Raw genomic sequence first — 13,550 nt, forward strand, 5'->3', positions numbered from 1 at the left:
CAAGTGTCCAATCTTCTTGACGCTTTGGGAAGAGGGCTGCTCTACTCCCCTCTCATGACCACCGCCACGAAGCAGCTCAGTGTCGCCGCCGTCGTCGAAGAGACCGCCCAACTCCTGCTCGACCACTACGTGTTCCCGGACGTCGGGCAACGCCTCGCGGAACTGCTGCGGCAGCGTCTGGCCGATGGCGTGTACGACGTCGGGGAGGCCGAGAAGCTGGGCCACCTGGTCACCGAGGACCTGCGGTCGCTCAACGGCGATCTGCATCTACGGCTGAAGTACCACGCCGAGCAGGTGCCCGAGGAACAGGGAGCCGCCGCGCTGGCGGCGATGCGCGGGCAGTTCGCGTCCTCGCTGGGCGGCGCTCCCCGGGTGGAGCTGCTGAACGGCCGTGTCGCCCTGCTCGAACTGGCCCCCGCGCTCTTCCCGCTCTCGTGGTCCGCCGGGCCGCTGACCGCCGCGCTCAACCTGGTCGCCCCGGCCGAGGCGCTCATCATCGATCTCCGCGGCAACACCGGCGGCGACCCGGACACGGTCGCCTTCGTCTGCGGCCATCTGCTGGACGAGCGCACCCACCTCAACACGATGTACTGGCGTGACGGCGAGCGCCTCGAACAGTCCTGGAGCCCGCCGCATGTCCCCGGCGCGCGTTTCGGCGGCAGCAAGCCGCTCTATGTGCTGACGGGTTCCCGCACCTTCTCGGCTGCCGAGGAGCTCGCCTACGACCTCCAGCAGCTCGGGCGGGCCGTCGTCGTGGGCGAGGCCACCACCGGCGGCGCGCACCCGCGCGAGGGCTGGACGGTGCATCCGCACCTGGAGGCCTCGATACCGGTGGGCCGCTCGGTCAATCCGGTGTCGGGCACCAACTGGGAGGGCACGGGCGTACGACCCGATGTCCCGTGCCCGGCGGCCGAGGCGCTCGACCGGGCGCAGGCCCTCGCGGTGGAGAGTCCGCGGTGACGGTTCGGGGCCGCCCCGGGTGGGGCGGCCCCTTGGGTGCTACCCGGCGTTTCGGACCGTGCCGGTGACCACCGGGCCGCCCGGCCGGGGTTCCCAGCTTCCGTCGTAGACCGACAGGCGGGCCTTCAGGGACTCGGCCGGTTCGCGCACGTCGTCCTTGACGGTGGGCACGCGTACCTCGGTGCTCTTCTTGCCGGCGGGCACGGAGACGTACAGGGACTCGTCGTCCTCGGACATCCGGGACAGCTTGCGCGCCGGGCCGGCCGGTACGCCGACCACGTCCCGCAGCCAGCCCTTGTCCACGTCCAGCGTGGACAGCTCGGCACCGCCGTCGACCGGCAGGAAGGAGATCCCGGCGGTGATGTCCGCGTCCACGGTCTCCGACAGCGTCATCCGCCACTTCAGGGGTTTGCCCTCGGTGACCCGGTCCGCGACCGGTTCGAGCGTGACCTTCGGCATCGGGTCGTCGTCGCGCACCGCCACGCCGCCGTGGTGGGAGCCGACCACGGCGCCGCGCACCGCCTTGACGAACGCGTCGTGGCCGACGTCGTAGCCGTAGCGGGTGTTGCCCCGCACCTCGACCGGTACGTCGATGTCGTGCGTGCCCGGCCGTACCTTCACCGTGCGGTGGGTGACCCGGTCGGTGCCAGGCCCGGGCAGGAACAGCCTGACCTCGCCGCTGCCCCGGCCGGAGACGCGGACCGGGATGTGGTGGGTCCGCACCCCGGAGTCCCCCTCGTCCACGGTCAGCCGGCCCACGTCCACGCGCGGCAGTGCGACGGGCTTCACCGCGGGCGTGCCCGGCCGCCAGCCCCAGGCGTCCATCAGCCAGGCCTTGCCGGAGCGGCTGCGCGGGGTGAGCTCCAGGGTCTTCACCCGCTTGAGGTCCAGCTTGTCCCGCACCGCAGGCGACAGCGGCACGCGGACCTCGCGCGCCCAGTACGAGGCGGTTTGCGCACTGCCCGGCACGCCGTCGACACGGACGCGGCCGAGCTTCGCGCGGTGGCCCGAGGCGTCGACGAGCGTGACGTCGAGCTTCGTGCCGGTGGTGTTGGGCGGCACGATCAGACGCAGTGCCAGGCGGTCGGCGCCCGCGAGCGAGACCGGGCGGGCGGGGCTCACCCGCACCGGGTCGCCCGGCCGCGTCCAGCGCAGCGCGACCGCGTCACGGCCCGGCTCCGGTGCGACCTCCCACTCGGCGAAGTGCGGTGACGTCCCCGCCGTGGAGGACGGCAGGCAGGCGCGGGCCGCGCTCGTGTCCACCTGGGCGCAGACCTTGCCGCCCCTGACCGTGGTCGAGGCGTCCGGCAGGAAGGCGGCCGTCCGGCGTGCGCCCACGGCGTGGGTCAGCACGCGCGCGGGATCCGCCGAGGGAGCACGCCGCTCCGCGCCGTCCAAGAGGGGGCGCACCCGGTCGTCGCCCGCGACGAACAGCCTGGCCGCGGCGGCGATGTACGTGGCTCCCGCGCGCTGCTGCTGGGAGGCGGTGAGCCGGGTCTTCTTCTCCGGTGAGCACAGCGGGTCGGTGTCGTCGCCGAAGTCGTCGTCGGCGGGCGCCGTCGCCTGCCCCGGAGTCCACTCGCTGTTGAAGAAGTTGTGGTTGGCGCCCACCATGTACACCGCGCTGTGCAGGGCGGCCCCACGGCTGACCCGGCGCGTCCCGTCGACGTAGGTCTCGCCCTGGAGGTCGGAGACGTCTCCGTCGCAGCCGGGCAGGATCGTGGCGGACGGCACGTCGGGCACCGGGTTCTGGCCGAAGGCGGTGGGGCCTATCAGGACGTTGCCGCGTATCTTCCAGCGCGTCGGGCCGTGGTAGCCGTCCTGGTCGGCGGGCGGGGCGTGGAGGCTGTCGAGCGCGGCACGGTTGACGCCCTCGCCGCCGCGGGAGTGGCCCACGAGCAGGACGCGGGAGAGGTCGGCGGGCGCGAGGGCACGTACGGCCGCCGGGGCGCCGGACGGCTGCTCGGCCCAGTCCGCCCAGCGGCCGAGGTGCAGCCGCACCAGCGAGGAGCGGGCCTGCGCGCCGCCGTCCTCGGCGAGGTCGTCCTGGCCGTTGATGCCGTTGGCGGCGATGGACACGGTGACGTAGCCCTGGGAGGCCAGGAGTTCCTGGGCCTTGTGGTAGCCCGCGTGGCTCGGCACCGGCTTCGTGCCGCGTCCGCAGGGCCAGCCGCCTCCCTGTCCGTCGCCCGTCCCGTAGCAGGTGTAGTGGCGGCCGTGCAGGAACAGCGCGAGCGGCCGCTTCCCCGGCGCGTTCACGGGGCCGATCACGTCGGCCCGCATCTCCACCGGTTCCGGGAGGCCCGGCAGTTTCACCGACTTGAGGGTGTACTCGCCGCCGGTGGTGCGGTACCGGCCCTTCTTGCCCGGGTCGACCGCGTTGGCCGGCGGGAGCGCCGCGGGCGACGCGGCTCGTGGGGCCCTCGTCCGCGGTGCGGGTCCCGCCGCGTCCAGGCGGCGCCCGCCGGCCAGCACCCGCAGCTTCTGCGCCGGGCCGATGCCCTCGCCGTTCAGCGGCAGCCGGAACGACCGGCGGTCCCGCGTGGCCGACGGCCTGCCCAGGAGCCTGTCCCCGGCGTAGAACTCGACCCGGGCGTCGCCCATGGGCACCGGCTCGTCCGCGGCCCAGACCAGCTCCGTGCCGCTGCCCTCACCGGCCAGCCGCCAGCCCTCCGGGAGTCCGTCGCCGCTGCCGGGCGGGACGGGCGACTCGGCGGGCGAGGCGGTGGGCGACGCGGGTGGCGGGGGGTCGGCCGACGGCAGCGCGTGCGCGGCCCCCGGGGTCACCGCCGCGAGCGCCAGCACCGCCAGCGCCGTGGCCGCCACGCGTGGGACACGTCTCAAAATGGTCCTCCTCGACTCACTCTTCTCAGGCTTCTCAGGGCACCCAGCCGAACTGGCGTGCCCCTCCTGCCTCATCGAGGACGGTGAAGAACCACTCGGCGTTGCCTCACGGCAAGCACCGACGGCAGGGAAGGCCGCGCCGGGCCGCGGGTGTGGCACGCCGGACCGCGGGTGTGGCACGCCGCGAGGGGAACCCTCCGCGCGTCCTGGTGAGCGCCCCTGCCAGGATTCGGTCATGCACATCTACGAAGAGCGGCTGAGCGTCCCCCGCTCCTGGTGGGCGCTGGTCGCCCTCGGCGGGGCCGGTCTCGCGCTGGCGGGGATTCCCTTCGGTGTGATCGCCGCGGTGACCGCGGCGGCGGTCGGCATGGCCGTGTCCGCGGGCATCGTGTACGCGCACGGCAGGGTGCGCATCCTCGTGACGCCGGGCTCCCTGGTCGTCGGCGGGCGGAAGATCCCGATCGAGGCGCTCGGCACCACCGAGATCCTCGACGAACGCGAGGCCTTCGAGTGGCGGACCGTCAGGGCCAACCCGTACGCGCTGCTCCTGCTGCGCTCCTACATCCCCACGGCCCTGCGCATCGAGCTGAGGAACTCCTACGGCGGCGCCCCGTACATCTACGTCTCGACGCGGCAGCCCATGAACCTGGCGGCCGTGCTGGCCTTCTCGCGGGGCTGACCGGCACCGTCCCTGGACCGGGAGGGGCCGGGCGTCGCACGCTGGTCCCGTGATCGATCAAGCGACTGACTCCGTGGCCGGTTCTCCCTCCCCTCTCCCCTGGTACGCGCGGCCCGCCGCACGGTCGTGGACGTGTCCCCCGCTCCCGTCCGACGCCTGGGCCTTCCACACCGCGCTGCCCGAGTACGCGCCCACCACGTTGCATGAACTCCCCTCCCTCGCCACGGAGTTCGGCGTGGCACGCGTCTTCGTCAAGGACGAGTCGACCCGGCTCGGCCTGCCCGCGTTCAAGGCGCTCGGCGCGTCCTGGGCGATCCACCGCGTCCTGGAGCGGCACGAGCGGAACGGGGCGGCGGACTCCGGCGCGCCGCCGCTGCGCCTGGTCACCGCCACGGACGGCAATCACGGCCGGGCCGTGGCCCGCGTGGCGCGGCAACTCGGGCGGCGCACGCACGTCTTCGTGCCCGACGGGGTGCATCCGGCGGCCGTGGCCGCCATCAAGGACGAGGGCGCCGAGGTCACGGCCGTGCCCGGCTCGTACGACGCGGCGGTGCTCCGCGCCGCGGAGGAGGCAAGGGCGCCGGACGCCGTACTCATACAGGACACGGCATGGGAGGGATACGAGGAGATCCCCGCCCTCATCGTCGAGGGGTACGCCACGCTGTTCACCGAGATCGACGCCCAACTGGCCGCCACGGGCGTACGAACGCCCTCGCTGGTCGCGGTCCCCGTGGGCGTGGGGTCGCTCGCGCAGGCCGCCGTCACGCACTACCGCGGCCGGCCTCGCGCGGCCGATCGCCACGACACGCCTCCCGCGCTCCTCTCGGTGGAACCCGAGGGCGCCGCCGGCCTGCTGACCAGCCTGCGCGCGGGGCGGCTCAGCAGCGTGCCGACCGGCGTCACGACCATGGCCGGGCTCAACTGCGGCTCGCCGTCCGCGCTCGCGTGGCCCCCGCTGCGCGACGGGCTCGACGCGGCGGTCGCCGTCACCGACGCCGACAGCGCGGCGGCCGCGCGCGACCTCGCGGAGCTCGGCGTCTCGTCCGGTCCGTGCGGCGCCGCGCCGCTCGCCGGGGTGCGCGCCGCCCTCACCGGCGAGGGCAGCGCGGAACGCAGGGCCGACCTGGGCTTGGGGCCCTCGTCCACCGTCGTCCTCCTCAGCACGGAGGGCACGGCCGCCAACCCGTACACCCAGGGGACATCTCCGGCGACCCGGGGCATCCGCCCGCCTTCACGGTGAGTTCTCCGTCAGCGATCATTTTCGGTCGTTGCCGATAGTCGAAGGAAGAACCAATTTCGCGACGCCGCAGGTCAGGCGGTCGTCTGGCTTTATACCAATGCCGGTTGTCCACATGCTGGACAGGCCCACGCGCTCGACCCCACCCGCCTTGAGCTGCCCGAACGACCATGCGAGTACCGCTGAACGAACACGCCCATCCGGAAATCGACCACACGTGTGGCGCTCACTCTCCGCGCAGGCAAGACTCCTCAGTGCAGTCAACACCCGCATCGACAAAAGGAGAGCACACCATGCGTCGCACCCTCAGGATCGTGGGAGCAGCCGCGGCGGCGGCGACCTGCGTCCTCGCCGCGACATCAGGCACCGCGCACGCCGAGGCCCCGAAGCCGGCCGGCCTCTACGCGCCGTCCGCCCTGGTGCTCACGGTCGGCCAGGGCGAGGACGCCACCTCCGCGACGGTGGAGCGCGCCGTCACGCTGACCTGCGCGCCGCGCCCCGGCGGTACCCACCCCTCGGCCGCTGCCGCGTGTGCCGAACTGACCGCTACCGGCGGCCGGTTCGCGCAGCTCGTGGGCGGCACGTCCGGCGTCGTCTGTACCAAGGAGTGGCGGCCCGTCACGGTCTCCGTCACCGGCGTCTGGTCCGGCAAGCACGTCAACTGGTCCACCACCTTCGCCAACCGGTGCGAGATGAAGGCGGGTCTCGGGGAGGGCGCCGCTCTGGCCTTCTGACGGGACCGCAAGGACCCTGATCCACACTCAGGGTAGCCCCGGTCTCCTTTCGTGGGGGAAGGCCGCCGGGGCGCGGGTCGGCCCCCGGTGCTCTCGGGCACCGGGGGCCGTAGTGCGCGGCCGGGGCACAATGCGCACATGCCCACTCCGCCCTCCGGCAGCCCGCTGAGGCCCACCGGGATCCGCACGGCCCGCCTCGACCTCGTACCGCTGCGCGTCGAGCACGCCGATGCCCTGGCCGTCGTACTGGACGATCCGGCGCTGCACACCTTCATCGGCGGCGCCCCCGACGACGTCGGCGCGCTCCGCGCCCGCTACCGGCGCATGCTCGCGGGCTCCCCCGACCCCGGCGTCTCCTGGTGCAACTGGGTCATCCGCCTCCGCGAGGACGGCGGCACCCCCCTGGTGGGCACCGTGCAGGCCACCGTCGCCCCCGGCGCGCCCGGACCCGTCGCGGAGATCGCCTGGGTGGTCGGAGCCGCCTGGCAGCGGCGCGGGATCGCGACGGAGGCGGCCCGTGGCCTGGTGGACTGGCTGGCACGGCAGGACGTGCGCACGGTGGTCGCGCACATCCATCCCGACCACGCGGCGTCGGCAGCCGTCGCGGCGGCGGCCGGTCTCACCCCCACGGACACGGTCCATGACGGCGAGATCCGCTGGCGGTATCAGTAGGGGCGGTCGCCCGTGATCGCGACGCGTTCCGCGACCCGGCGGTGCGGCGCGTAGTCGTCGACCGCGTAGTGCTGGGTCGCGCGGTTGTCCCAGAACGCGACGTCGCCCGCCTGCCAGTGGAAGCGCACCTGGTACTCCGGCACATGGGCCTGGCGCACGAGGAAGCTCAGGAGCCGGTCGCTCTCGTCGCGGTCCATGCCGACGATGTGCGTGGTGAAGGAGGTGTTGACGAAGAGCATCCGCCGCCCGGTCTCCGGGTGGGTGCGCACCACGGGGTGGGTGACGGGCGGGAAACGGTCCTGGTGCGGGACGAGCTTGTCGGGGCCGTAGAAACGGGCGAAGCCGGGGATGAAGTCGTGCACGGCCCGCGCCCCTTCGATCCGTTCCTTGACGGTTTCGGGCAGGTTGTCGTACGCGGCGGCCATGTCGGCCCACATGGTGTCCCCGCCGTAGGGCGGCACCTCGCGGAGCTGGAGCACCGCGCCGAGGGCCGGACGCTCGCGGAAGGTGACGTCCGTGTGCCAGACGTTCTCGTACGTGGGGGTGGCGCTGCCGCCCTTGTCGAAGCGGACGACGTCGTCGGCGGAGCCGCGGGCGAGCAGCGGGTTGGTCTCGAGCTCGCCCCAGTTGCGGGCGAAGGCGCGCTGCTGCTCGGAGGTGATGTCGGCCCCGCGGAAGAACAGCACCTTCCATTCGAGGAGGGCGCGGTTCAGCTCCTCGCGCAGGGCGGGCGTGAGGGGCCGCGTGAGGTCGGCGCCGCGGATCTCGGCGCCGATGACGCGCCCCTGCGGGACGACCTCGATCAGTTCGTACGGCCGCTCCTGCCAGCCCTCGGGGAGGCGGTGCAGGGTGCGGCGGCCCTCGTACATGCCGTCGGCGGGGACGCGGGCCTCGCGCAGAACCGGGGAAGGGGCGCGGTCGGTGACAGTCATGGCGGGAATGATCCTTCGAAGAGAGTGCGAACGGGCGGCCGTGCGGAGAGGACTCCGGCAGCTAGCGGCCCGATCGCTCGCACCCGCGCCGCCACGGGACGCCGAACGTCCGCTCGGCGGCGGTCAGGTGCTGGATCATGGTCGTCATTCTGGGGTGTACCGCCCCCCCGGGTCAACCGGTCCTTGACGTCAGCCGTCGCGGCGCGCCACCCGCAGCACTCCCCCGTACTCGTAGATGCCCTTGTTGGCTTCGGTGGCGCCGAGGTAGGGGACGAGGTCCTCGTCGACGGGTGCGAGCGGCGGCTGGCCGGCGTCGGGCCGCCAGTCGGTGAGGTTCACCAGACCGGGGTCGAGCGGGTCGAGGCCTTCGAGGAGCGCGTCGACCTCGGCGGGGGTGCGGGTCTGCCACGGGACGCCGCCGCCGGAGATGTGCGCGGTCATCGCGGCACCCCGGGCCGCGTCGTCGGCAACCACCTGCGAGAAGCCGAGGAGGCTGCCGGGTGCGGCCCGGTCGATGATGGTCCGCAGGACGCGCCGGGGCCCGTCGGCGTCGACGAGGTGGTGGCCCACGGAGAGGAAGAGGACCGCGACCGGCTCGTCGAAGTCGATGAGCCGCGCGACGTCGGGGTGGCCGAGGACCGCCTCCTGGTCCCGCATGTCACCGTGGATCACGGTGGTCGACGCGTCGTCGGCGAGCAGCGCGCGGCCGTGCGCGAGGACGATCGGGTCGATGTCCACGTAGACGACGCGGGCGTCCGGGGCGAAGCGCTGGGCGACCTGGTGGACGTTGTCGTCGGTGGGCAGACCGCAGCCCATGTCGATGAACTGCCGGATGCCGGCCTCGCGGGTCAGATACCGCACCACGCGGAAGAGGAATTCGCGGTTCTGCCGGGCTATGTCGACGCACTCCGGGAACGAGGGCAGGGTGGAGAGCAGGAAGTCCCGGTCCACCTCGTAGTTGTCCTTGCCGCCCAGCATCCAGCCGTAGGCGCGTGCCGAGGTCGGGATGTCGTAGGGGATGGACGCCGGGTCCACCGTCCCGGGCCGGTTGTCGCTGTCCACTGTGGGCTCTCCACCTCTCCCTTGCGCTTCACGGAACGTGATCGGTGACCGTGACACTAGCCGGTGATCCACGTTCGGGTGAACCGCGTGGGAGAAGTCAACAGGGTTGGCCTGACGGGTGGTTGAGCCATCCGGGAGGCGGTGCACGGGCGGGTGACTTCTCCGGCGGGCAGTGGCGTGCGCCACCCTCGTGCCGCACGGGCACCCGCATGGCGCATGATCGTGGCACGGAGCCACCCGCACCGCCGTTTCACACCGCTTTCCGCACCACCGTTTCCGTCGCTTTCCGCACCACCGATCCCGTACCACCCAGAGAGGACCTCCCCATGGAAGACCGCTTCGACGTCGTCGTGCTCGGAGCAGGACCCGGCGGCTACGTGGCCGCCATTCGCGCCGCCCAGTTGGGCAAGCGGGTAGCGGTCGTCGAGGAGAAATACTGGGGCGGGGTCTGCCTCAACGTCGGCTGCATCCCGACGAAGGCGCTGCTGCGCAACGCCGAGCTCGCCCATCTCTTCACGCACGAGCAGAAGACGTACGGCATCAAGGTCGAGGGGCAGGTCTCCTTCGACTACGGCGAGGCGTTCAGCCGCAGCCGCACGGTCGCGGACGGCCGCGTCAAGGGCGTCCACTTCCTGATGAAGAAGAACGGCATCACGGAGTTCGACGGCCGGGGCACGTTCCTGGACGCCAACACCCTCCAGGTCGCGAAGTCCGACGGCACGACCGCCACCATCGGCTTCGAGAACTGCATCATCGCCACCGGCGCCACGCCCCGCCTGCTGCCCGGCACCAGCCGCAGCGAGCGCGTCGTGACGTACGAGGAGCAGATCCTCGCCGACTCCCTGCCGCGCTCCATCGTGATCGCGGGCGCGGGCGCGATCGGCATCGAGTTCGCCTACGTCCTGCACAACTACGGCGTGAAGGTGACGATCGTCGAGTTCCTCGACCGCGTCGCGCCCCTGGAGGACGTGGACGTCTCCAAGGAGCTGGCCAAGCAGTACCGCAAGCTCGGCATCGACGTGATGACCTCCACCCGCGTCGAGTCCATCGACGAGTCGGGCGACCAGGTCCGGGTGACCGTCACGGGCAAGGACGGCAAGGAGCAGGTCCTGGAGGCCGACAAGGTCCTCCAGGCCATCGGTTTCGCGCCGAACGTGTCGGGCTACGGTCTGGAGGCGGCGGGCGTACGGCTCACCGAGCGCGGGGCGATCGACGTCGACGGCCGCTGCCGCACGAACGTCCCGCACATCTACGCCATCGGCGATGTGACCGCCAAGCTGATGCTGGCGCACACCGCCGAGGCCATGGGCGTCATCGCCTCGGAGACCCTCGCGGACGCCGAGACGATGGAACTCGACTACGTGATGATCCCGCGCGCCACCTACTCGCAGCCGCAGATCGCCAGCTTCGGCTGGACGGAGGCGCAGGCCAGGGAGAAGGGCTTCGACGTCAAGGTCGCCAAGTTCCCCTTCCAGGCGAACGGCAAGGCGCACGGCCTCGGCGACACCGTCGGCTTCGTGAAGATCATCAGCGACGCGAAGTACGGCGAGATCATCGGCGCCCACCTGATCGGCCCGGACGTCACCGAGCTGCTGCCCGAGCTGACCCTGGCCCAGCAGTGGGACCTCACCGTCCACGAGGTGGCCCGCAACGTCCACGCGCACCCGACCCTCGGCGAGGCCGTCAAGGAAGCGGTGCACGGCCTGGCCGGACACATGATCAACTTCTGAGTGCCCCCGGGCGCCCCGCCGCGAACACGAGTGACCGAAAGCGAGTGGCTCAAGTGGCGGGGCGGCCCGGACCGGCCGATCCTTGTCGGGACACGACTGTGTGCCTCGGGGGCGAGGAGAGGCAGTAGCCGATGTTTTCTGGTCTGGGCCGATTCGTGGTGCGCCGCCCGTGGTGGATCATCCTGGCGTGGGTGGTGGCGGCCGGCGCGGTGATATCGCTGGCGCCGAAGCTCACCTCGAGCTCCGACGAAGCGAGTTTCCTGCCCGAGCACTACGAGTCCATCCGCGCCGCCGACGTGCAGGAGAAGGAGTTCCCCGAGCAGCGGAACGTCGGCGCGATCATCGTCTTCCAGCGCTCCGACGGCGGGAAGCTGACGGCCGCCGACTCCGCCGACGTGGAGCGCGTCTCCAAGGAACTCCAGGCCCGGAAGATCCCGCGCGTGCAGGCCGTCGCACCGGGCGAGGTCTCCCCCAACAAGCTGGTGCGGACGTCGGTCGTCGCCATGCCGAAGAGCACCGACCCCGAGGACACCTCGCAGCAGGACGCCGTGGAAAAACTCCGGTCGGATCTTCGGCCGGAGCTGAAGGGCACCGATCTGTCGGCCGGGATCACCGGTTCGGCGGCCCAGGCCCTCGACGAGAGCGACGCCTCCAAGCGCGCGGGCATGCTCGTCGGGGTCGGCACGATCGTCATCATCGTCGTGCTGCTTCTCGTCATCTTCCGCAGCCCCATCATCGCGCTGCTGCCCGTGGTCCTCATCGGCCTCATCTCCCCGATGGCCACCGGCCTCATCGCCTCCGCCAACAAGGCCTTCGACATGAAGGCCGACTCCTCCGTCCAGGAACTGCTCACCGTCGTGCTGTTCGGCGTGGGCACGGACTACATCCTGTTCCTGCTCTTCCGCTACCGGGAGGCCCTGCGGGCGGGTGAGGAACCCAAGGGCGCCATGGTGCACGCCGTCGAGCGGGTCGGCGAGGCCATCACGTCGGCGGCGGGCGCCGTCATCGTCGCCTTCGCGGCCCTCACCCTCTCCTCGCTCGGCATGCTCCAGTCCATGGGTCCCGCGCTCGCCATCGCGGTCTTCCTGACGCTGCTCGCCGGCCTCACCCTCGTGCCCGCCGTGGTCTCACTGCTCGGCACGAAGGTGTTCTGGCCGTCGAAGTCCTGGCGGCGCGAACCGCAGGGCACCGGCTTCGCCCGGCTCGGCACGTCGATCGCCCGCAGGCCCGCGGTGTGGGCGGTGGTCTCGGCGCTGTTCATGGGCGCCCTGACCCTCGGCGCCCTCGGCTACAAGGCCAACTTCGACCTCGCCGGGTCCTCGCTGCCGGACGACAAGGAGTCGATGGTGGCGATGCGGGACCTGGAGAAGGGCTTCCCCGCCGGTTCCACCGACCCGACCTCCGTCTACCTCTCGTCGACCTCCGGCAAGCCGCTGTCGCAGCCACAGGCCGCCGCGTTCCGTGAACGGCTCGCCGATGTGTCCGGTGTGGGCACGGTGGCGGCTCCCCGCCTGAACCCGGACCGTACGACGGCCTCGTACTCCGTGATCCTCTCGGACCCGCCCGCCTCCGACCGGGCGCTCGCCACGGTCAAGGACCGGCTGCGCCCCGTGGCGCACGAGGGCGCCACGGACGGCTCACAGGCGCGGGTCGGCGGCACGACGGCCATCTACGTCGACATCAACAAGGCGGTGGACCGTGACTATTCGGTCGTCTTCCCGGTGGCGGCGCTCGCCATCATGGTGATCCTGGGGCTGCTGTTGCGGAGCCTGGTGGCGCCCTGGTACCTGATGGTGTCCGTCGCGCTGGGCTTCGGCGCGACGCTCGGCGCGACCTCGCTGATCTTCCAGCAGATCGGCAGCCAGCCGGGGCTGATGTTCATGCTGCCGGTGATCATGTACTTGTTCGTGGTCGCGCTCGGCACGGACTACAACATCCTCATGGTGTCGCGCCTGCGCGAGGAGGCGCGGGAGGGCCGCACTCCGCGCGACGCCGCGGGTACGGCGGTGCGGCACTCGGGGCCGACGATCGGCTCGGCGGGCGTCATTCTCGCCGGTACGTTCGCGACGCTGATGCTCGCGGGCAACTCGACGCTCTCCCAGATGGGCTTCTCCCTCTCCTTCGGCATCCTGATCGCCGCGTTCGTCATGGCGATGATCTTCACACCCGCGCTGACGGCGCTCATCGGGCACGCCGCCTGGTGGCCCGGCCACGGGGACGAGAAGCGGAACGGGGGCGATGCGGGCCCGCCGCCGAGCGGCGCGGAGGAGGAGCAGCAGCGGGTGGACGGGGCGTCACGTCCTCGCTGAGCACGCGAGCTCAGCGGGGCGGGTCCGGGGCGGTTCGGGGCGGCGGACCGTGCCGGGCCCAGGACGTTTCTCCGGCCACATACACGGCCGATCAATTTGCTTTCCCGAGGGAAGTGTGAACCCACCCCGAGCGCCCCGAATTCCGTGCTCACACTTTTTCCGGGAATGCAACTAACCGGCTACGGCCCCATTGCTCACACCTCCAAGCCGTATGTCAAACGCAATACAGACCGCGGCCGGAGCGGCTGAACGACCCCACGACCAGCGCTTATCCAGTGTTAAGGTATTCACTCATCCCGAGCCCAGGCCGCATTCCCAGCGCCGAGCCGCTCGGATTGCATTGCGGTGCCGCCGCTCTCACAGCGGTTCACCAAAACTTCTCACTCCGGTA

General features: G+C 71.9%; 10 protein-coding genes. 7 read left to right on the forward strand and 3 right to left on the reverse strand.

Features of this window, described 5'->3' with window-relative positions:
* The first annotated feature begins 54 nt into the window (after positions 1-54).
* A complete protein-coding gene (locus tag ACRAKF_RS03345; protein ID WP_447035254.1) occupies positions 55-960 on the forward strand; it encodes a S41 family peptidase in 906 nt (301 codons plus the stop codon).
* A gap of 39 nt (positions 961-999) precedes the next feature.
* On the opposite strand, the gene ACRAKF_RS03350 is transcribed toward ACRAKF_RS03345, so the two are convergent.
* Positions 1,000-3,804, reverse strand: coding sequence for an alpha/beta hydrolase family protein (locus ACRAKF_RS03350; RefSeq protein ID WP_447035256.1), 2,805 nt, complete (start codon positions 3,802-3,804; stop codon positions 1,000-1,002).
* Between the two features lie 235 nt (positions 3,805-4,039).
* Here ACRAKF_RS03350 and ACRAKF_RS03355 point away from each other — a divergent pair, with 235 nt between their 5' ends.
* The 4 genes from ACRAKF_RS03355 to ACRAKF_RS03370 all read left to right on the forward strand — a co-directional run bounded on the left by ACRAKF_RS03355 (position 4,040) and on the right by ACRAKF_RS03370 (position 7,126).
* Complete coding sequence (locus tag ACRAKF_RS03355; protein WP_447035258.1) at positions 4,040-4,483, forward strand: DUF3093 family protein; 444 nt, start codon at positions 4,040-4,042, stop codon at positions 4,481-4,483.
* Between the two features lie 49 nt (positions 4,484-4,532).
* Complete coding sequence (locus ACRAKF_RS03360) at positions 4,533-5,723, forward strand: diaminopropionate ammonia-lyase (RefSeq protein ID WP_447035260.1); 1,191 nt, start codon at positions 4,533-4,535, stop codon at positions 5,721-5,723.
* 290 nt (positions 5,724-6,013) lie between these two features.
* Complete coding sequence (locus ACRAKF_RS03365; protein ID WP_447035262.1) at positions 6,014-6,454, forward strand: SSI family serine proteinase inhibitor; 441 nt, start codon at positions 6,014-6,016, stop codon at positions 6,452-6,454.
* A 138-nt stretch (positions 6,455-6,592) separates the two neighbouring features.
* The gene (locus tag ACRAKF_RS03370) at positions 6,593-7,126 is read left to right on the forward strand and encodes a GNAT family N-acetyltransferase (protein ID WP_447035264.1); all 534 of its coding nucleotides are present in this window, start codon (positions 6,593-6,595) and stop codon (positions 7,124-7,126) included.
* On the opposite strand, the gene ACRAKF_RS03375 is transcribed toward ACRAKF_RS03370, so the two are convergent.
* Positions 7,120-7,995 (reverse strand): TauD/TfdA dioxygenase family protein, encoded by an 876-nt coding sequence (locus ACRAKF_RS03375; protein WP_447041786.1) that lies wholly within the window; start codon positions 7,993-7,995, stop codon positions 7,120-7,122. The genes ACRAKF_RS03370 and ACRAKF_RS03375 overlap by 7 nt on opposite strands.
* A gap of 252 nt (positions 7,996-8,247) precedes the next feature.
* Positions 8,248-9,120 (reverse strand): SAM-dependent methyltransferase, encoded by an 873-nt coding sequence (locus ACRAKF_RS03380; RefSeq protein ID WP_447035266.1) that lies wholly within the window; start codon positions 9,118-9,120, stop codon positions 8,248-8,250.
* Positions 9,121-9,446: 326 nt separating this feature from the next.
* On the opposite strand from ACRAKF_RS03380, the gene lpdA reads away from it, so the two are divergent.
* Together lpdA and ACRAKF_RS03390 are read left to right on the forward strand one after the other, a co-directional pair.
* Entirely contained in the window at positions 9,447-10,850 is a 1,404-nt protein-coding gene (gene lpdA / locus ACRAKF_RS03385; RefSeq protein ID WP_447035268.1) for a dihydrolipoyl dehydrogenase, read from the forward strand.
* Positions 10,851-10,981: 131 nt separating this feature from the next.
* Complete coding sequence (locus tag ACRAKF_RS03390) at positions 10,982-13,159, forward strand: MMPL family transporter (RefSeq protein WP_447035270.1); 2,178 nt, start codon at positions 10,982-10,984, stop codon at positions 13,157-13,159.
* Positions 13,160-13,550: the final 391 nt, after the last annotated feature.

The organism is Streptomyces sp. DSM 118878, from assembly GCF_052936595.1.